The organism is Enterobacter cloacae complex sp. 302F9 (assembly GCF_050030335.1).
Lineage (GTDB): Bacteria > Pseudomonadota > Gammaproteobacteria > Enterobacterales > Enterobacteriaceae > Enterobacter > Enterobacter hormaechei_C.
In genome coordinates this window covers 163,177-180,418 of record NZ_JBLGUC010000001.1, presented here as the reverse complement: position 1 = coordinate 180,418, position 17,242 = coordinate 163,177, and the positions used below count along the sequence as shown (strand labels likewise).

Here is a 17,242-nt window from a genome sequence, read left to right as displayed (position 1 = left end):
TCGGGAGAGGAGGAAAAACGCGTGGTAGTATACCGATCGTAAACTAGTCGACTCAAGGCACGATCATGGCAAAAACAGCAGCAGCACTGCATATCCTTGTTAAAGAAGAGAAACTGGCACAGGATCTGCTCGAACAGATTAAAAACGGCGCCGACTTCGGCAAACTGGCGAAGAAACACTCGATTTGCCCGTCAGGCAAACGCGGTGGTGACTTAGGCGAGTTCCGCCAGGGCCAGATGGTCCCGGCGTTTGATAAAGTGGTCTTCTCCTGCCCGGTGCTGGAGCCAACTGGCCCACTGCACACACAATTCGGCTATCACATTATCAAAGTGTTATACCGCAACTAATCAAAAGCCCGGTGCACTGACTCACCGGGCTTTTTTATTTAGGTGTTCCGGCGTTCAGATACCGTCGCCGTATTCGAAGGTGTGATGAATACCGTTGAAGTGCTGATCCATATCCATCGACGGCTTATCGCTGTCTGGCTTACCGACGATGCGCGCCGGGACGCCAGCGGCGGTGGTGTGCGGCGGTACAGGCTGGAGCACAACCGACCCCGCGCCAATCTTCGCGCCGCGTCCGACTTCAATATTGCCGAGGATTTTAGCGCCTGCGCCAATCATCACCCCTTCACGAATTTTCGGATGGCGATCGCCGCTGGTTTTACCGGTACCGCCCAGCGTAACGGATTGCAGGATCGACACGTCATCTTCGATCACCGCCGTTTCCCCGACAACAATGCCGGTGGCGTGATCGAGCATGATCCCGCGGCCAATTTTCGCCGCCGGGTGAATATCGACCTGGAAGGTTACGGACACCTGGTTTTGCAGGAAGATGGCCAGCGCGCGGCGTCCCTCATTCCATAACCAGTGGCCGATGCGGTACGCCTGTAAGGCATGGAAGCCTTTGAGATACAGCAGCGGCGTGGAGTATTTATCCACCGCCGGGTCTCGCGTGCGCACAGCCTGGATGTCGCAGGCGGCAGAAGCAATCATCTCCGGATCTGCGGCGTAGGCCTCTTCCACCACCTCGCGAATCGCGATAGCAGGCATGATAGGGGAAGCCAGTTTATTGGCGAGCATATAGCTCAGGGCGCTGCCGAGATTTTCGTGCTTAAGTAGCGTCGCGTGATAGAAACTGGCCAGCATGGGCTCACAGTCGGCCAAAGCTCGGGCTTCGGCTTTAATATTATTCCAGACGATATCCAGTTCTTCACACGGCATTGCTTGCTCCAGACGATAGTTAATGACCAGCCAGTTCTGCGCTGGCTGGGTCATTCAGGTGACGATACTTCCCGGCTAATTGCTGCTGCGCTCGTCCTTGCGCGCACGACCTAATAAGGTCAATGCTGCCTCGCGCGCATTTTTTCCGCAATACAATACCTGATAAATTTCCTCGGTTATTGGCATTTCAACACCGAAACGGTGCGCCAGTTCGCGAACTTCCTTGGTATTGCGATAGCCTTCAACCACCTGACCAATCTTCTCCTGCGCGCTTTTTACATCGCTGCCCTGTCCGAGCATCATGCCAAAGCGGCGGTTACGCGACTGGTTATCGGTGCAGGTCAGCACCAGGTCGCCCAGCCCTGCCATTCCCATAAAGGTGGCCGGATCGGCACCTAGCGCTTCGCCCAGGCGGGACATTTCGGTCAGGCCACGGGTGATCAGCGCAGTACGCGCATTCGCGCCGAAACCGATGCCGTCAGACATCCCGGCCCCGATGGCAATGACGTTCTTCACCGCGCCGCCCAGCTGCACGCCGATAAAATCGGGGTTGCTGTACACGCGGAAGCTTTTGCCGCAGTGCAGCAGTTGCTGAAGATCGTCGGAAAATGCCTGGTCGGTGGACGCCAGCGAAATCGCCGTCGGCAAGCCCGCAGCCAGCTCTTTGGCAAACGTCGGCCCGGAGATCACCGCCAGCGGGATCGCTGTTCCCAGCGCTTCGCGGGCAACGTCCTGCAACAGACGTCCGGTTTCCGCTTCCAGCCCCTTCGTCGCCCACACAATACGCGCATCCGCACGCATCAGCGGCTTAATCTGACGCAGGACTTCGCCAAACACATGGCTTGGCACCACAATCAAAATATTGCGGCTGGCCGCCAGCGCGGTCGCGAGGTCGCTTTCCAGATACAGGGAGTCAGGGAACGGAACGTCCGGGAGAAACGCCACATTGCAGCGGTCGTGTTGCAACGTCGCGATATGTTTTGGATCGTGGCCCCACAGGACCACGTCGTGACCATTTCTTGCCAGGGTGATGGCAAGAGCGGTGCCGTAAGAGCCGGCACCGATCACAGTCATTGACGCATTAACAGTGCTCATCAGGCATCCTGATGTTGTTCGGTACCTTCGCCAGCCTGCTGCTGTAGATAGTTCATGAACAGCGCATCAAAGTTTACTGGCGCAAGGTTCAGTTGCGGGAATGTACCGCGAGAAACCAGGCTGGTGATGCATTCACGGGCATACGGGAACAGGATGTTCGGGCAGTATGCACCCAGGCAATGCGCCATCTGGTTGCCTTCGATGCCGCCGATGGAGAAGATACCGCCCTGCTGAACTTCGCACAGGAATGCGGTTTCTTCGCCCAGAGAGGCGGTCACGGTGACACGCAGTACGACTTCATACACATCATCCGCCAGCTGGGTGGATGCGGTATCCAGATCAAGTTTAACCTCTGGCTGCCAGTCTTTCTGGAAAACGTGCGGCGCATTTGGCGCTTCGAAAGAGACATCCTTGGTGTAGATGCGCTGGATCTGGAAAGTCATCTCGGTGTTGTTTTGTTCTGACATGGAAAAACCCTTTTTAATTGTCCTAAAGTCTCTAGCTCAGCAGCGGATCGAGTCCGCCACGAGCGTCGAGCGCATACAAGTCATCACAGCCGCCAATGTGCTGCGCATCAATAAAAATCTGTGGAACCGTTGTGCGACCACTGCGTTGGATCATCTCTTCGCGTTTAATCGCGTCACCATCGATCGGCAGTTCCTTGAACGTTACGCCTTTGCTGGACAGCAGCGCTTTCGCTCGGTGGCAGAACGGGCACGTTGCTTTGGTGTAGATCTCAATATTGGCCATCACTTAACTCCTTATTTACCGCGCACTAAAGGAAGATTCTCCCCGCTCCAGCCGGAGATGCCTTCTTTCAGCACCGTTACGTTTTCAAAGCCTGCTTTATGCAGTGCGCTGGCAGATTCCTGCGCCTGCATGCCAGTGCCGTCAACAACAATAATCGGCTGGGCTTTATGCTTCTCCAGCTCACCAATGTTGTTCGCTTTAATTTCCGCGGGCAGCAGGTTGATAGCACCTGCGATGTGGCCCTTGCGGAAATCGTCGCGCTGACGCAGATCGACAACCACGGCGTCCTCTTTGTTGATCAGACGTGTCGCTTCACCGCGGGTGATCACCTTAATTTTAGACGTCAGTCCCTTAAATGTGGTGAACAGTACAGCGACCAGCAGGCCAATCCACGCGATGCTCAGAACCGGGTGGCGGCTAACGAATTGCATAATTTCTTGCATGGGGGGTAACAACTCCCGACTAAGTGATTAAAAAAACCAGGACAGGAGTATACCTGTGCGCTGTGGCAAATACAGCCAGCGACATAAAGCTAATCTATTTTCTGCGGCATGCCACGTAAAAAAAGCCTCAAAATGGCCTGAGAACAGCATTGCCCCCGCGCTTTCTTTGATCTTCTGCGGCTATTTTATCGATTCAGCTGTAGTAAAATTACGCAAATTTTTTGTCTCTTGAGCATGAGGTTGTCGCAATGTCGGTTTCTAAAAAACCTATGGTACTGGTGATTCTGGATGGCTATGGCTACCGTGAAGATCAACAGGATAACGCCATTTTCAACGCCAAAACCCCGGTTATGGATGCGCTATGGGCAAAACGTCCCCACACCCTGATTGATGCGTCTGGCCTGGAAGTGGGTCTGCCGGATCGTCAGATGGGCAACTCTGAAGTGGGTCACGTTAACCTGGGTGCGGGCCGTATCGTTTATCAGGACCTGACGCGCCTGGACGTTGAAATCAAAGAACGTACATTCTTTGCCAACCCAACGCTCACCGGAGCGGTTGATAAAGCCGTTGCCGCAGGCAAGGCCGTTCACATTATGGGTCTGCTCTCTGCGGGCGGCGTTCACAGCCACGAAGATCACATCATGGCGATGGTAGAACTGGCCGCCGAGCGCGGTGCGGAAAAAATCTATCTGCACGCCTTCCTGGATGGTCGCGATACGCCGCCACGCAGCGCAAAATGTTCTCTTAAAGCGTTTGAAGATAAATTTGCCGCACTGGGCAAAGGCCGCGTGGCGTCCATCGTTGGCCGTTACTATGCCATGGACCGTGACAACCGCTGGGACCGCGTTGAGCAAGCCTATGATCTGCTGACCCTGGCAAAAGGTGAGTTCCAGTTCCCGACCGCCGTTGAAGGCCTGGAAGCGGCTTACGCGCGTGATGAAAACGACGAATTTGTGAAGGCAACCGTGATCCGCGCTGAAGGCCAGGCCGATGCCGCCATGGAAGATGGCGATGCGCTGATCTTCATGAACTTCCGTGCTGACCGCGCGCGCGAAATCACCCGCGCCTTCGTCAACAGCGATTTCGACGGTTTCGCCCGTAAGAAAGTGGCGAAGATCGATTTCATCCAGTTGACTGAGTATGCAGCGGATATCAAAGCCCCATGCGCGTATCCACCCGCTTCCCTGGAAAATACCTTCGGCGAGTGGATGGCGAAAAACGATAAAACGCAGTTGCGCATCTCCGAAACTGAGAAGTATGCGCACGTGACCTTCTTCTTTAACGGCGGCGTAGAAGAGCCGTTTAAAGGCGAAGACCGCATCCTGATTAACTCGCCGAAAGTCGCCACTTACGATCTCCAGCCAGAAATGAGCTCTGCGGAGCTGACCGAAAAACTGGTGGCCGCGATCGAAAGCGGTAAATACGACACCATCATCTGTAACTATCCGAATGGCGACATGGTGGGCCACACCGGCGTGATGGAAGCAGCCGTTAAAGCTGTTGAAGCGCTGGACCACTGCGTTGAGCAGGTCGCAAAAGCGGTTGAATCCGTGGGCGGCCAGCTGCTGATCACCGCTGACCACGGTAACGCAGAACAGATGCGTGATCCGGCAACCGGTCAGGCGCATACCGCCCATACCAACCTGCCTGTTCCACTGATTTATGTAGGTGATAAATCAGTGAAAGCTGTGGAAGGCGGCAAGCTTTCCGACATCGCGCCAACCATGTTGTCGCTGATGGGTATGGAAATCCCTGAAGAGATGACTGGCAAGCCGCTGTTCATCGTGGAATAATCGCTCCCCATGAGGGGAAAGGCGATTTTTTCAATCACATGGGTCGTGAAGCCGCTTCGGTTATCAGTCAGACCTCTGCTTTGCGCCAGCGCACTCAGCGCTGGCGTATTGCTGTGCGCCGCATCCGCCCACGCGGATGACCGCGATCAGCTTAAATCCATTCAGGCCGATATCGCCGCCAAAGAGCGTGCGGTACGTCAGCAGCAACAGCAGCGCGCCACCCTGCTCGCCCAGCTTAAAAAGCAGGAAGAGGCCATTTCCGCCGCCGCGCGTAAGCTGCGTGAAACACAAAACACCCTTGCCCAGCTCAATAAGCAAATCGATGAAATGAACGCGTCGATTGCGAAGCTGGAGCGTCAGCGCGATGCCCAGGAGCGGAACCTTGCTGCACAGCTTGATGCCGCTTTCCGTCAGGGTGAGCACACAGGCCTACAGCTGATCCTCAGCGGTGAAGAGAGCCAGCGTGGTCAGCGTTTACAGGCCTATTTCGGCTATCTTAACCAGGCGCGTCAGGAGACCATTGCGCAGCTGAAACAGACGCGCGAAGAAGTCACCACGCAAAAAGCCGAGCTGGAAGAGAAGCAGAGCCAGCAGCAAACGCTACTCTACGATCAGCAGGCGCAGCAGGAGAAGCTTGAGCAGGCGCGCAATGAGCGTAAGAAGACGCTCGCCGGGCTTGAGTCCTCTATCCAGGCAGGACAAAGCCAGCTGAGCGAAATGCGCGCTAACGAATCGAGATTGCGTAACAGCATTGCCCGGGCAGAAGCCGCGGCCAAAGCGCGCGCCGAAAAAGAAGCGCGCGAAGCGCAGGCGGTGCGTAATAAGCAGCAGGAAGCCTCCCGGAAAGGCACCACCTACAAACCGACTGAAAATGAACGTTCCCTGATGTCGCGTACCGGCGGCCTCGGCTCCCCGCGTGGTCAGGCTTACTGGCCCGTTCGCGGTACGATCCTGCATCGCTATGGCGAACAGTTGCAGGGTGAGCTACGTTGGAAGGGGATCGTTATCGGTGCGTCTGAAGGTAGCGAAGTGAAAGCCATCGCCGATGGCCGCGTGATCCTGGCCGACTGGCTACAGGGTTACGGGCTCGTGGTGGTGGTTGAACACGGTAAAGGCGACATGAGTCTTTACGGCTACAACCAGAGCGCGCTGGTCAGCGTGGGCACTCAGGTGCGCGCGGGTCAACCCATTGCCCTTGTGGGCAGCAGTGGCGGTCAGGGCCGCCCGTCACTCTATTTCGAAATTCGTCGTCAGGGTCAGGCGGTCAATCCACAGCCGTGGTTGGGAAGATAGGTTTTGCTTCAATTTCGTCGAATTGTTGTTTCCGTAGTCAGCGCACTGGCGCTGGCTGCACCGGTTTATGCAGGCAAACTCGCGATTGTGATTGATGACTTCGGTTATCGACCACACTATGAAAATCAGGTGCTGGCGATGCCGCCAGCCATCTCTGTCGCCGTCCTGCCTAATGCGCCTCACGCGCATGAAATGGCGACCAAAGCGCACAATGGCGGCCATCAGGTCCTCATCCATCTGCCGATGGCCCCCCTCAGCAAGCAGCCGTTGGAAAAAGATACCCTGCGCCCGGACATGAGCAGCGACGAGATCGATCGCATCATCCGCGATGCGTACAATAAAGTGCCGTATGCCGTGGGTCTGAATAACCATATGGGCAGCGCGATGACCTCCAGCCTGTACGGTATGCTGAAAGTGATGCAGGCGCTGGAGCGTTACAATCTCTATTTCCTCGACAGCATGACCATCGGCAACAGCCAGGCGATGCGTGCCGCTCAGGGGACGGGTGTAAAAGTCATCAAGCGCAAAGTATTCCTGGACGACTCCCAGAACGAAGCGGATATCCGCGTGCAGTTCAACCGCGCGGTACAGCTGGCGCGCCGTAACGGTTCGGCGATTGCCATTGGGCATCCGCATCCGTCTACCGTTCGCGTTTTGCAGCAAATGTTGTCGGGCTTACCCGCCGATATTACGCTGGTGCGTCCGAGCGATCTGCTCAATGAACCTCAGGTGGATACTTCTCGTCCGGGTAGCACGCAACCATCCGCAACGCAGCCGCGTAATCCATTCCGCGGCGTGAAGAACTGCACGCTGAAACAGCCGCCTGAACCGGTCTATGCAACCCGCTTCTTCTCGGTGATTGGCGAAAGCATCAGCAGCAGTACACTGGTTAAATACGTCCAGCAACAGTGGCAGGGTTGGGGAAAAAAAGCCTGATCGGCTAACGCCTATTCTGCCAGATAAGAGTCCGACTGCTCTTTTGCAACGGACTCTCTCTTTTCCCGATCCTGATACCAGGCCTTGAAATACTTCAAAAAACTGTACGCCGTGGCATAAAACCCTGTCACCACACCTACTTTGCCCTGACGCCAGGCACCGCTAAACAGATACCATTTGAAAAATGCGCCGATAGCGCTGATCGAGCCGCGACCAAGAGAGGGACGTATCGTCTGATATTGAACCAGGCGAGTGGTATATCCGTTTAATTTATTAAAAAGTTCATGCAGCGAATGAAACGTCTCATGTCTGACATAACCTGGAATACGTTCAGAACGGAGAAAACCTTCAACCTGATCGTCTACTGGCCGGTTATTAAATCGCGACTGCGTACGGTTAAAAAGACGCACCGGATAATCCGGTGATGAGACGGGATAAATCGTTCGGACATTTTCTCCCAAAACAAACCAGTGACGACATATCCGCCACGCCATATCCAGTTCGGGTTCATTGCCCATTTTTAATTCTAAAATAGCATCAACGGTTTCTTGATCGAGTATTTCGTCACTGTCCATGCACAGCACCCAGTCGTTATGCGCATGGGATACGGCATGGTTCATCTGCTCGCCGTGCCAGCTATATTTTTTGAATATGGGCGACAATCCATAACTCTGGCAAATATATATCGTCGAGTCTGTACTTCCGGAATCCACTATAACGAATTCATCTGCTATTTTTAAAAGAGGAGGAATAACATCGTGCAACGTTCTTTCGGAGTTAAACGTTAATAAGCAGACCGTTATTTTAAACATATTTTCACTCTCTCAATAACGACATAAAATTTTTCACTCATACTATCGAATTGAGAAGAGGCGATTAAAGTCTTAAATCGCACTTTTAAAATAAGCGCGTTTAAAATGTTTTCTTGTAAAAAGACAAAGAAATACAAAAAATCTATTTTATTTCAGTAAATTCTTTATAATGCGGTCAGATGAAGGGTAGCATACGGATTCAGACATGCCGCAAAAACGTAAAATCCTCCTCCTGGACACGGGCAAAGAATGGGGGGGAGGTACCAACAGTATGCTTGAGCTTCTGAAGCGAATCAACCGCGACAAATTCGACATTACTTGTTGTTTTTACAGTGATTATAGTCGTGCTGAAGGTCAAACGATTGGCCAGGTGCTCAATAGCATTGGGATCCCGCTACTCGTTATCCCTCAACGTAAGCAACCGGCATGGGCAAAACTACTGAAAGAAGCGGGACGTGGTCTGCTGTTTTTCTCGCGTTCAGCGCGCAAAGCATTTACGCGGCATATCGATACCCTGTGGCGCATTCGCCCCAACGTCAGCAAGATCGAGACCATTTTCAGGGAAGGTGGATTCGATACGCTGTATATGAACAACCAGCCAGGCTCTAACGAAGAAGGGTATCTGGCGGGCGCAAACCTGCATGCGCGGATAATCCAGCACTGCCGGATTGAACCGGTGCTGACCCCGCCGCTGGTGAAGCTGGTCAATGCCCATGCCACAAAAATCATCGCCGTCTCGCACGGCGTTGAACGCGTGTTGCTTCAGCATGGCGTCCGGCCAGCGCTGTGTACCACGGTCAACAATGCTATCGACATCCACCAGCCTTTGCCCGACCGACGCGCGATGCGCCAGCGTCTGAACATTGATGACGACACGTTTGTGTTCGGCAGCATTGGCTCGCTAATCCCTCGCAAAGCCAACCACCATACGCTGGAGGCGCTGGCACAGTTCAGCCAGAGGCACCCGCAGGCAAAATGGAAGATGGTGCTGGTCGGTGAAGGGGCGGAGCGCGGCGCACTGGCGGCACAGGCTGACGCGCTGGGTATTGCTGAGCACGTCATTTTTACCGGTTTCCAGAACACGCCTTTTGACTATCTCGCCACCTTTGACGCATTTATTCTGGCCTCGAAGAGCGAAGGCCTGCCGCGCGTCGTGCTGGAGGCAATGCTGCTGAATATTCCCGTGATTGGTTCAAAGGTGACCGGCACGGCAGAATTGATCGATCATGAGTCGACCGGCCTGCTGTTTCCCTGGAGCGACGTGTCGCAACTTGCTCAACATCTGGATAATATCTGGCAGGATCCTGCTCTGCGCGCCCGGCTCGCCGCTGCCGCACACCAGAATGTCTGCAACATGTATGCCATTGAAAGCTATGTTAACGGTGTCGAGGCCGTTCTTGGCGCGCAATAACCAAACGAGAAGAACATGTTTAAATTCCTGAATGCTCGCTACCGCCACATTACCGGGCGTCATAACATTCCTTACGCTTCCCTTCCGGTCACGCGCGATCTCGTTGCGGTGGATTCCATTGTGATCCCGTGTACGGGCGCGGATTTCGTCGAAGAGGCGTTATTGTCAGCGACCTTTGCAGAGCGTTATGCCACCGACGTCAGCGAGATTGTTATCGTCAGCGATCAGCCTGAATCCGCTTTCGGCGAGCTGCCGCCAAAAACCCGCGTTGTTACCCTCACGCTTCCAAAACGTGAAGAAGGTTACCGCTATAAGCAGATCTACCTCAGTCGTCTGGTGAAGCTTAACGCTCCGTTGCAGGCGCGCGGTGAAGGTGTGCTGATGATCGACTCCGATCTCAACCTGCTTAAAATGCCAGAGATCAACATGGCGGATATGCACATCTACTCCAGCTTCCGTCAGGGCAAAATGATTGCCAAGCTGGACGGCGCGCCAGCGGAGAAAGTGCCGGCATATTACAAAGAAACGGTGCGTCCGTATCTGGTCGATCACGTTAACGGCGCGTTTCTTGCCGCCACCAAAAAGACCTGGCGCCGTATCTGCCCGCTGTGGCTGACGCTGTTCCAGGATACCTGGGAGCTGATGGACGACACGCAGCCGCCGACCGATCAGCTGCCGCTCGCTGCGCTGCTGGACATGCTGGATGTAAAAACGGTTAACCTCGGTGACTGGATGAACTGGCCGGTCTCCAAGAAGATCGGCGGTCAGGAAGCCGTTGTGCCGAAAGAGGTGATTGGCGCGCACGGTGGTTTCCCGCTTTCCGAATGGCAGAAGTATCTGGAATCGCCGGATAACAAACTGCTGTTCAAAGGTCAGGATTACACCCGCAAGGTGCGTTACCTGACGGACGAAGAGAAAAAGAATCAGTAAAAAAGGGGCCGCTGGCCCCTTTTTAATTACTTATCCCAGCTCAGGATCACTTTCCCTGACTGGCCGGACCGCATTGCGTCAAAGCCCTGCTGGAACTCATCGATGGAGAAACGGTGAGTGATAATCGGGGACAGATCCAGACCGGACTGGATCAGCGCGGCCATCTTGTACCAGGTTTCGAACATCTCACGGCCATAGATGCCCTTAATGAACAGCCCCTTGAAGATGACTTTGTTCCAGTCAATGGACATATCTGACGGCGGAATACCCAGCATCGCGATACGGCCACCGTGGTTCATGGTGTCGAGCATGGTGCGGAACGCCGGTGGCGCGCCGGACATCTCCAGACCCACGTCAAAGCCTTCGGTCATGCCCAGCTCTTCCATCACGTCGGTCAGGCTCTCTTTCGAGACATCCACCGCGCGGGTGACGCCCATTTTGCGCGCCAGCGACAGGCGGTATTCGTTCACGTCGGTGATCACCACGTTGCGCGCACCCACATGCTTCGCCACGGCTGCCGCCATAATGCCGATGGGGCCCGCGCCGGAAACCAGCACGTCTTCACCCACCAGGTCGAAGGAGAGCGCCGTGTGTACCGCGTTGCCGAACGGGTCGAAGATGGAGGCCAGATCGTCAGAGATATTGTCCGGGATTTTGAACGCGTTAAACGCCGGGATCACCAGGTATTCCGCGAAGCAGCCCGGACGGTTCACACCCACGCCGACGGTATTGCGGCACAGGTGGGTACGCCCACCGCGACAGTTACGGCAGTGACCGCAGGTAATGTGGCCTTCACCGGAGACGCGATCGCCAATGTTGAAGCCTTTTACTTCCTGGCCGATACCCACCACTTCGCCGACATATTCGTGACCGACAACCATCGGTACCGGAATGGTTTTCTGCGACCACTGGTCCCAGTTGTAGATGTGAACGTCAGTACCGCAGATGGCGGTTTTACGAATTTTGATCAGCAGATCGTTATGACCGACTTCCGGCTCCGGCACGTCGGTCATCCAAATCCCTTCTTCCGCTTTCAGTTTGGATAACGCTTTCATCATACGTCCTCAGGCAATGACGCCCAGCTGTTTGCCGATGCGGGTAAAGGCTTCCACCGCACGTTCAATTTGTTCAGGCGAGTGCGCCGCAGACATCTGGGTGCGGATACGCGCCTGACCTTTTGGTACCACCGGGAAGAAGAACCCGGTCACGTAAATCCCTTCTTTCTGAAGCTCACGAGCAAATTTCTGCGCGACAACCGCGTCGCCCAGCATCACCGGAATGATCGCGTGATCGGCACCGGCCAGGGTGAATCCTGCGGCACTCATTTTTTCACGGAACAGGCGGGCGTTAGCCCACAGGCGGTCGCGCAGCTCAGCCCCGGATTCCACCATCTCCAGCACTTTAATGGAGGCAGCCACAATCGCCGGCGCCAGGGAGTTGGAGAACAAATACGGGCGGGAGCGCTGGCGCAGCCACTCGACCACCTCTTTACGCGCGGCAGTGTAGCCGCCAGACGCGCCGCCGAGCGCTTTGCCCAGCGTACCGGTGATGATATCCACGCGGCCCATTACGTCGCAGTATTCGTGGGAGCCACGACCGTTTTCGCCGACAAAACCGACCGCGTGAGAGTCATCCACCATCACCAGCGCGTCGTATTTATCCGCCAGATCGCACACGCCCTTCAGGTTGGCGATCACACCGTCCATGGAGAACACGCCGTCGGTGGCGATCAGGACGTGGCGAGCCCCTGCTTCACGGGCCTCTTTCAGGCGCGCTTCCAGCTCCACCATGTCGTTGTTGGCGTAGCGGAAACGCTTCGCTTTGCACAGGCGTACGCCGTCGATGATGGAGGCGTGGTTCAGGGCGTCGGAGATAATCGCGTCTTCTGCGCCGAGCAGGGTCTCAAACAGACCGCCGTTGGCGTCGAAGCAGGAGGAGTACAGAATCGCGTCTTCCATTCCGAGGAAGTTCGCCAGCTTTTGCTCAAGCTGCTTGTGGCTGTCCTGCGTACCGCAGATAAAGCGAACGGAGGCCATACCGAAACCGTGGGTGTCCATGCCGTTTTTCGCCGCGGCAATTAGCTCAGGGTGATTCGCAAGACCTAAGTAGTTGTTCGCGCAAAAGTTGATCACATGGCTGCCGTCGGCAACGGTGATGTCCGCCTGCTGGGCAGACGTGATAATACGCTCTTCTTTGAACAACCCTTCCGCACGTGCGGTGTCGAGGTCGCTGTTTAACTGTTTGTAAAAATCACCACGCATTGCAATTCTCCAGACTCGGCAAATTTTGGCACATATTACCCAAACCAATAGTTCATGACGAGATGACGCAGTATCTCTTCTCGTTTTTGCAGCATAAATCACGCGTACCCCTGCTGCATATCGGTGAATGGCTGAAGCCTGAGCATTGTGATGATATGATAAAGAGATTAGCGTTCGGGATATTCCCCGACTCATACTTCAAAGGTTACAGTTATGATCATCGTTACTGGCGGCGCGGGCTTTATCGGCAGCAATATTGTTAAGGCCCTCAATGACAAAGGCATCACCGACATTCTGGTGGTGGACAACCTGAAAGACGGCACCAAGTTCGTGAACCTGGTGGATCTGAACATCGCTGACTACATGGATAAAGAAGACTTCCTTATCCAGATTATGGCGGGTGAAGAGTTCGGCGAGATCGAAGCCATCTTCCACGAAGGTGCTTGCTCCTCCACCACCGAGTGGGACGGCAAGTACATGATGGATAACAACTATCAGTACTCCAAAGAGCTCCTGCACTACTGCCTGGAGCGTGAAATTCCGTTCCTGTACGCCTCTTCCGCGGCAACTTACGGTGGGCGCACTTCAGATTTCATCGAATCCCGCGAATATGAGCAGCCGCTGAACGTTTACGGTTACTCCAAGTTCCTGTTTGATGAGTACGTACGTCAGATCCTGCCAGAAGCGAACTCGCAGATTGTCGGCTTCCGCTACTTCAACGTCTACGGGCCGCGCGAAGGCCACAAAGGCAGCATGGCGAGCGTGGCGTTCCACCTGAACACCCAGTTAAATAACGGCGAAAGCCCGAAACTGTTCGAAGGCAGCGACGGCTTCAAGCGTGACTTCGTCTACGTGGGCGATGTGGCGGCAGTAAACCTGTGGTTCCTGGAAAATGGCGTGTCCGGCATTTTCAACCTGGGCACCGGCCGCGCGGAATCCTTCCAGGCGGTGGCAGACGCGACACTGGCGTACCATAAGAAAGGCAGCATCGAGTACATTCCGTTCCCGGATAAGCTGAAAGGCCGCTACCAGGCATTCACCCAGGCGGACCTGACTAACCTGCGCGCCGCAGGCTACGACAAGCCGTTCAAGACCGTTGCCGAAGGCGTAACGGAATATATGGCCTGGCTGAACCGCGACGCATAAGCATGAAAATTCTGGTGATCGGCCCGTCATGGGTGGGCGACATGATGATGTCGCAAAGTCTCTATCGCACGCTCAAGGCGCGTTATCCCCAGGCGATAATCGACGTGATGGCACCCGCATGGTGCCGTCCGCTGTTATCGCGTATGCCGGAAGTGAACGAGGCGATCCCGATGCCGCTCGGACACGGGGCGCTGGAAATCGGTGAACGCCGCAAACTCGGCCACAGCCTGCGCGAGAAACGCTATGACCGCGCGTACGTGCTGCCTAACTCCTTCAAATCCGCCCTTGTGCCCTTCTTTGCGGGCATCCCGCACCGTACCGGCTGGCGCGGTGAAATGCGCTACGGCCTGCTGAACGACGCCCGGGTGCTGGATAAAGAGGCCTGGCCGCTGATGGTGGAGCGCTACGTGGCGCTGGCCTACGACAAAGGCGTGATGCGCAGCGCGAAAGATCTGCCGCAGCCGCTGCTGTGGCCGCAGCTCCAGGTAAGCGATGGGGAGAAATCCCACACCTGCAACGCATTTGGCATTTCGTCCGAACGCCCGATGATTGGGTTTTGCCCTGGCGCAGAATTCGGTCCGGCAAAACGCTGGCCGCACTATCACTATGCAGAGCTGGCGAAACAGCTTATCGACGAAGGCTATCAGATTGTGCTGTTTGGCTCGGCGAAAGATCATGAGGCGGGCAATGAAATTCTCGCCACGCTGAGCACCGAGCAACAGGCATGGTGCCGCAACCTGGCCGGGGAAACGCAACTCGAGCAGGCGGTTATCCTGATTGCCGCCTGTAAGGCCGTGGTCAGTAACGACTCTGGCCTGATGCACGTCGCCGCCGCGCTGGATCGTCCCTTGGTCGCGCTGTATGGCCCAAGCAGCCCGGACTTTACGCCGCCGCTGTCGCACAAGGCGCGCGTGATCCGTTTGATCACCGGCTACCACAAGGTGCGCAAAGGCGATGCCGCAGAAGGTTACCATCAGAGCCTGATCGACATTACCCCGCAGCGTGTTCTCGAAGAACTCAACGCACTGCTGTTGAGCGAAGAAGGATAACGGATGCGGGTATTGATCGTTAAAACCTCCTCAATGGGTGATGTTCTGCATACGCTGCCGTCGCTGACGGACGCCATGCGGGCCATTCCCGGCATCCGTTTTGACTGGGTGGTGGAAGAAGGCTTCGCGCAGATCCCCACCTGGCATGAAGCGGTTGATCGCGTTATCCCGGTGGCCATTCGCCGCTGGCGCAAAGCGTGGTTCTCCGCACCGATTAAAGCCGAACGCAAAGCCTTCCGCGAAGCGGTGCAGGCCCGGCGTTACGACGCGATCGTCGACGCCCAGGGGCTGGTGAAAAGCGCCGCGCTGGTCACGCGTCTGGCGCACGGCGTAAAGCACGGCATGGACTGGCAAACCGCCCGCGAACCGCTGGCGAGCCTGTTCTATAACCGTCGCCACCATATTGCGAAGCAGCAGCACGCCGTGGAACGTACCCGCGAGCTGTTCGCTAAGAGTCTCGGCTATGCAAAACCCGACCTCCAGGGCGACTACGCCATCGCACAGCATTTTCTGCGCGAAACGGACAGTGATATCGCGCCGTATCTGGTCTTCCTGCATGCCACAACGCGCGATGATAAGCACTGGCCGGAAACGCACTGGAGAAGGCTGATTGAACTAATGCAACCTTGCGGTATCCATATTAAACTCCCGTGGGGCGCTGAACATGAGCGGCAGCGAGCGGAACGTCTGGCAGCAGGTTTTTCCCACGTCGAGGTGTTACCCAAACTCACGCTGGCGCAGGTTGCCGCACAGCTGGCGGGCGCTAACGCCGTCGTTTCTGTGGATACAGGGTTAAGCCATTTAACCGCCGCACTGGATCGTCCTAATATCACGATTTTCGGCCCGACCGATCCGGGGTTGATCGGGGGTTACGGTAAAAACCAGCATCAGATGGTTAGCCCTACGCAACAAACGAAGGATATTAGCGCAGATGCTATTTTTTCATTTTTACAGGGCAGCCATCGGCTTTCCAACAGGGATATTTAACCCATGAGTTATGTATTTCTGCTGATTTTACTCTTTCCGGTGAAACTCATCCGGAAGCTGTTTCGAAAGGACACGGGCAAGAACCTTGTCATTCAGACAGCCAAAATCGGTGACTTTATTAATGCGACGCCTCTTCTGGCATATCTGCAAAAAAGCGATGTGTTGATCAGTCGCAGCGTTGGCGCGCTGGCGAAGCATGATGAGACTATTGAGCAGATCTATTTTATTGAGCAGCATAAGCGCAACCTGTGGCGTAAACTGTGCTTCGCGTGCAGGATCATGAACCGCTACGACAACGTCTACCTGCTACAGCCCAACAGCGTGAACCTCTTTTTTGCCGCCGTCTGCAATGCCAAAAACAAACAATTTTTAAGCATTTACACGCGCAGGTGGTATCACGGGATTTTCTATCTCGCGGCCGACGGTACCGTTGAGCATGGCAAAAAAACGCTTTCGGTGACGAACTACCTGAAACTGGCCGACCGCTCGCTCACGTGGCAAGACTCTCCCAAGCACGCCACAAAGCCACTCTTCAAGCCGACGACCTGGCCGGCCATACTTGATAAACCTGGCGTTATCCGCATCGGCATCAGTATTGCGGCGGGCAATAAAGCCAAAACCGTCCCTCCGGTTATCTGGAAGCGGATTGTTGATCAACTTGCTGATTTACCCTGCGAGTTTTATGTCTTCGGCGCGCCAAACGAACAGTCGTGGATGGACGATATCACCCGTCTTTACGGTGACATCCCCAATTTTATCAATCTTATTGGCAAAATTTCGCTGGAAGAGCTTCCCTGGGCCATTTCTAAGATGGACTGCTATATCGCGTCTGACTCGGGGAATGTCTACATCGCAGACGCCGTCGGCGTGCCGGTGGTCCTGCTGTTTGGACCGTGTTGTCACTATGAACAGCGTCCGCTTGGCAATGTGATGCTGATCGGGAATGACGATAACATTTGTTCTTATGTGTTTGAAACGCGCTATTACTTCCCGCAAGAACGGGAAGCGCTATTCTCTGTCACTGACTCCGCGTTACACGATCTTCAGCAGTTTATCCGTACATTACCAAAAGCCCGCTCACTGGCTAGCGCTACCGACGCTCAAGGAAACTAA

Annotated in this window: 18 protein-coding genes; 10 read left to right on the top strand and 8 right to left on the bottom strand. The window is 55.1% G+C overall.

The window, feature by feature from the left end; all coding sequences use genetic code 11:
• The first annotated feature begins 65 nt into the window (after nucleotides 1-65).
• On the top strand, nucleotides 66-347 hold the full coding sequence (gene ppiC, locus ACQG0T_RS00890) for a peptidylprolyl isomerase PpiC (protein WP_006812396.1): 282 nt from the start codon (nucleotides 66-68) through the stop codon (nucleotides 345-347).
• Nucleotides 348-401: 54 nt separating this feature from the next.
• On the opposite strand, the gene cysE is transcribed toward ppiC, so the two are convergent.
• The 5 genes from cysE to ACQG0T_RS00865 all read right to left on the bottom strand — a co-directional run bounded on the left by cysE (nucleotide 402) and on the right by ACQG0T_RS00865 (nucleotide 3,511).
• A complete protein-coding gene (cysE, locus tag ACQG0T_RS00885) occupies nucleotides 402-1,223 on the bottom strand; it encodes a serine O-acetyltransferase (RefSeq protein WP_022646641.1) in 822 nt (273 codons plus the stop codon).
• Between the two features lie 75 nt (nucleotides 1,224-1,298).
• The gene (gene gpsA / locus ACQG0T_RS00880) at nucleotides 1,299-2,318 is read right to left on the bottom strand and encodes an NAD(P)H-dependent glycerol-3-phosphate dehydrogenase (RefSeq protein ID WP_006812398.1); all 1,020 of its coding nucleotides are present in this window, start codon (nucleotides 2,316-2,318) and stop codon (nucleotides 1,299-1,301) included.
• The gene (secB, locus tag ACQG0T_RS00875) at nucleotides 2,318-2,785 is read right to left on the bottom strand and encodes a protein-export chaperone SecB (RefSeq protein ID WP_014168079.1); all 468 of its coding nucleotides are present in this window, start codon (nucleotides 2,783-2,785) and stop codon (nucleotides 2,318-2,320) included. Before secB ends, gpsA begins: the two co-directional genes overlap by 1 nt.
• Nucleotides 2,786-2,816: 31 nt before the next feature.
• Nucleotides 2,817-3,068 carry a glutaredoxin 3 gene (grxC, locus tag ACQG0T_RS00870; protein ID WP_003860837.1) on the bottom strand — a complete coding sequence of 84 codons (252 nt, stop codon included), beginning with the start codon at nucleotides 3,066-3,068 and terminating at the stop codon, nucleotides 2,817-2,819.
• An 11-nt stretch (nucleotides 3,069-3,079) separates the two neighbouring features.
• Complete coding sequence (locus ACQG0T_RS00865; protein WP_017383604.1) at nucleotides 3,080-3,511, bottom strand: rhodanese-like domain-containing protein; 432 nt, start codon at nucleotides 3,509-3,511, stop codon at nucleotides 3,080-3,082.
• 248 nt (nucleotides 3,512-3,759) lie between these two features.
• Between ACQG0T_RS00865 and gpmM the strand changes: the two genes are divergently transcribed.
• From gpmM to ACQG0T_RS00850, 3 genes are read left to right on the top strand one after another with little or no spacing between them, the layout of a single operon-like run.
• Nucleotides 3,760-5,304 (top strand): 2,3-bisphosphoglycerate-independent phosphoglycerate mutase, encoded by a 1,545-nt coding sequence (gene gpmM, locus ACQG0T_RS00860; protein WP_047364937.1) that lies wholly within the window; start codon nucleotides 3,760-3,762, stop codon nucleotides 5,302-5,304.
• A gap of 33 nt (nucleotides 5,305-5,337) precedes the next feature.
• Entirely contained in the window at nucleotides 5,338-6,597 is a 1,260-nt protein-coding gene (gene envC, locus ACQG0T_RS00855) for a murein hydrolase activator EnvC (protein ID WP_026094345.1), read from the top strand.
• A gap of 3 nt (nucleotides 6,598-6,600) precedes the next feature.
• Nucleotides 6,601-7,533 (top strand): divergent polysaccharide deacetylase family protein, encoded by a 933-nt coding sequence (locus ACQG0T_RS00850; protein WP_032620676.1) that lies wholly within the window; start codon nucleotides 6,601-6,603, stop codon nucleotides 7,531-7,533.
• A gap of 11 nt (nucleotides 7,534-7,544) precedes the next feature.
• Here ACQG0T_RS00850 and ACQG0T_RS00845 read toward each other — a convergent pair whose 3' ends face one another.
• Complete coding sequence (locus ACQG0T_RS00845; protein WP_271040511.1) at nucleotides 7,545-8,345, bottom strand: glycosyltransferase family 2 protein; 801 nt, start codon at nucleotides 8,343-8,345, stop codon at nucleotides 7,545-7,547.
• Nucleotides 8,346-8,550: 205 nt separating this feature from the next.
• Here ACQG0T_RS00845 and ACQG0T_RS00840 point away from each other — a divergent pair, with 205 nt between their 5' ends.
• Nucleotides 8,551-9,756: a glycosyltransferase gene (locus tag ACQG0T_RS00840; RefSeq protein ID WP_017693957.1), complete on the top strand. Its 1,206-nt coding sequence runs from the start codon at nucleotides 8,551-8,553 to the stop codon at nucleotides 9,754-9,756.
• Between the two features lie 15 nt (nucleotides 9,757-9,771).
• Nucleotides 9,772-10,686, top strand: a complete 915-nt coding sequence (locus tag ACQG0T_RS00835; RefSeq protein ID WP_015570028.1) for a hypothetical protein — start codon at nucleotides 9,772-9,774, stop codon at nucleotides 10,684-10,686.
• A gap of 26 nt (nucleotides 10,687-10,712) precedes the next feature.
• On the opposite strand, the gene tdh is transcribed toward ACQG0T_RS00835, so the two are convergent.
• Together tdh and kbl are read right to left on the bottom strand one after the other, a co-directional pair.
• On the bottom strand, nucleotides 10,713-11,741 hold the full coding sequence (gene tdh, locus ACQG0T_RS00830) for an L-threonine 3-dehydrogenase (protein ID WP_017383610.1): 1,029 nt from the start codon (nucleotides 11,739-11,741) through the stop codon (nucleotides 10,713-10,715).
• A gap of 9 nt (nucleotides 11,742-11,750) precedes the next feature.
• Nucleotides 11,751-12,947, bottom strand: coding sequence for a glycine C-acetyltransferase (gene kbl / locus ACQG0T_RS00825; RefSeq protein WP_015570030.1), 1,197 nt, complete (start codon nucleotides 12,945-12,947; stop codon nucleotides 11,751-11,753).
• A 213-nt stretch (nucleotides 12,948-13,160) separates the two neighbouring features.
• On the opposite strand from kbl, the gene rfaD reads away from it, so the two are divergent.
• The 4 genes from rfaD to ACQG0T_RS00805 are packed head-to-tail and all read left to right on the top strand — an operon-like array spanning nucleotide 13,161 to nucleotide 17,242.
• Nucleotides 13,161-14,093: an ADP-glyceromanno-heptose 6-epimerase gene (gene rfaD, locus ACQG0T_RS00820; RefSeq protein WP_003860858.1), complete on the top strand. Its 933-nt coding sequence runs from the start codon at nucleotides 13,161-13,163 to the stop codon at nucleotides 14,091-14,093.
• Nucleotides 14,094-14,095: 2 nt separating this feature from the next.
• Entirely contained in the window at nucleotides 14,096-15,142 is a 1,047-nt protein-coding gene (gene rfaF / locus ACQG0T_RS00815; protein WP_015570031.1) for an ADP-heptose--LPS heptosyltransferase RfaF, read from the top strand.
• A gap of 3 nt (nucleotides 15,143-15,145) precedes the next feature.
• Entirely contained in the window at nucleotides 15,146-16,129 is a 984-nt protein-coding gene (rfaC, locus tag ACQG0T_RS00810) for a lipopolysaccharide heptosyltransferase RfaC (RefSeq protein WP_017383611.1), read from the top strand.
• A 3-nt stretch (nucleotides 16,130-16,132) separates the two neighbouring features.
• Nucleotides 16,133-17,242, top strand: coding sequence for a glycosyltransferase family 9 protein (locus ACQG0T_RS00805; protein ID WP_017693958.1), 1,110 nt, complete (start codon nucleotides 16,133-16,135; stop codon nucleotides 17,240-17,242).

What these genes read in the sequence shown, in the direction of transcription:
- ppiC (WP_006812396.1), top strand. Translation starts at nt 66, where the DNA reads ATGGCAAAAACAGCAGCAGCACTGCATATCCTTGTTAAAGAAGAGAAA.
- cysE (WP_022646641.1), bottom strand. Translation starts at nt 1,223, where the DNA reads ATGCCGTGTGAAGAACTGGATATCGTCTGGAATAATATTAAAGCCGAA.
- gpsA (WP_006812398.1), bottom strand. Translation starts at nt 2,318, where the DNA reads ATGAGCACTGTTAATGCGTCAATGACTGTGATCGGTGCCGGCTCTTAC.
- secB (WP_014168079.1), bottom strand. Translation starts at nt 2,785, where the DNA reads ATGTCAGAACAAAACAACACCGAGATGACTTTCCAGATCCAGCGCATC.
- grxC (WP_003860837.1), bottom strand. Translation starts at nt 3,068, where the DNA reads ATGGCCAATATTGAGATCTACACCAAAGCAACGTGCCCGTTCTGCCAC.
- ACQG0T_RS00865 (WP_017383604.1), bottom strand. Translation starts at nt 3,511, where the DNA reads ATGCAAGAAATTATGCAATTCGTTAGCCGCCACCCGGTTCTGAGCATC.
- gpmM (WP_047364937.1), top strand. Translation starts at nt 3,760, where the DNA reads ATGTCGGTTTCTAAAAAACCTATGGTACTGGTGATTCTGGATGGCTAT.
- ACQG0T_RS00845 (WP_271040511.1), bottom strand. Translation starts at nt 8,345, where the DNA reads ATGTTTAAAATAACGGTCTGCTTATTAACGTTTAACTCCGAAAGAACG.
- ACQG0T_RS00840 (WP_017693957.1), top strand. Translation starts at nt 8,551, where the DNA reads ATGCCGCAAAAACGTAAAATCCTCCTCCTGGACACGGGCAAAGAATGG.
- ACQG0T_RS00835 (WP_015570028.1), top strand. Translation starts at nt 9,772, where the DNA reads ATGTTTAAATTCCTGAATGCTCGCTACCGCCACATTACCGGGCGTCAT.
- tdh (WP_017383610.1), bottom strand. Translation starts at nt 11,741, where the DNA reads ATGAAAGCGTTATCCAAACTGAAAGCGGAAGAAGGGATTTGGATGACC.
- kbl (WP_015570030.1), bottom strand. Translation starts at nt 12,947, where the DNA reads ATGCGTGGTGATTTTTACAAACAGTTAAACAGCGACCTCGACACCGCA.
- rfaD (WP_003860858.1), top strand. Translation starts at nt 13,161, where the DNA reads ATGATCATCGTTACTGGCGGCGCGGGCTTTATCGGCAGCAATATTGTT.
- rfaF (WP_015570031.1), top strand. Translation starts at nt 14,096, where the DNA reads ATGAAAATTCTGGTGATCGGCCCGTCATGGGTGGGCGACATGATGATG.
- rfaC (WP_017383611.1), top strand. Translation starts at nt 15,146, where the DNA reads ATGCGGGTATTGATCGTTAAAACCTCCTCAATGGGTGATGTTCTGCAT.
- ACQG0T_RS00805 (WP_017693958.1), top strand. Translation starts at nt 16,133, where the DNA reads ATGAGTTATGTATTTCTGCTGATTTTACTCTTTCCGGTGAAACTCATC.